This window comes from Mycobacterium sp. 4D054 (assembly GCF_052245755.1).
Taxonomy (GTDB): Bacteria; Actinomycetota; Actinomycetes; order Mycobacteriales; family Mycobacteriaceae; genus Mycobacterium.
The window spans coordinates 1-792 of sequence record NZ_JBQQCF010000158.1 but is presented as its reverse complement, the minus strand read 5'-3'; the positions used below and the strand labels follow the sequence as shown (position 1 = coordinate 792).

Below are 792 nucleotides of genomic sequence, written 5' to 3'. Positions count from 1 at the left end.
ACACCTACACGCACTGAGCGGCGCATCATTGGCGTGCGCGTCACCCGGCGGTGGGGGCCAGCCCGTATCGGCTATCTGCTCGGGATTCATCCCTCAACGGTGCATCGGGTGCTGAGCCGCTACCGGATCGCCAAGCTGCGCTGGCTCGACCGCGCGACCGGACGCGTCGTTCGCCGAATGGAGTCCGCAGGCTGCGGCGACCTGGTGCACGTCGATGTCAAGAAACTCGGCAAGATCCCCGCCGGCGGCGGCTGGCGCATGGTGGGCCGTACGAAGGGCAACCGCAACGCCAGGGCCGACAAGAGCAGCGGGGTGACCAACAAGTACGGCAACCCGGTCCGCGGTTACCACTTCATCCACACCGCCATCGACGCGCATTCGCGGCTGGCCTACTCCGAATTACTCGCCGACGAGGGCAAGGACACCGCCGCCGGCTTCTGGCGGCGTGCCAACGCGTGGTTCACCGATTGCGGCATCACCGTTCGAAAGGTGTTGACCGACAACGGGAACTGTTATCGATCGCACGTCTTCCGCGATGCCCTCGGCGATATCGAGCATCGTCGCACTCGGCCCTACCGGCCGCAGACCAACGGCAAGGTGGAGCGCTTCCATCGCACTCTGGCCGACGAGTGGGCCTATGCGCGGCTCTACACCAGCGACGCGCATGTTGGCCGTCGCTCAGGATGCAGACGATGGCGTCACTGTGGATGCAGACGTGATTTCGGGGGTCGGTCTGCATTGTGACGGGGTAATCGTCGCGGCGACGCGGTGGTCGTCATGGTGACGACTGTC

The 792-nt window shown here is 65.4% G+C and carries 1 pseudogene; it reads left to right on the top strand.

The features are described from left to right. Positions 1–702 (top strand): annotated as a pseudogene (locus tag ACTWP6_RS30370) (IS481 family transposase); the annotation flags it as partial. Positions 703–792 lie beyond the last annotated feature (90 nt).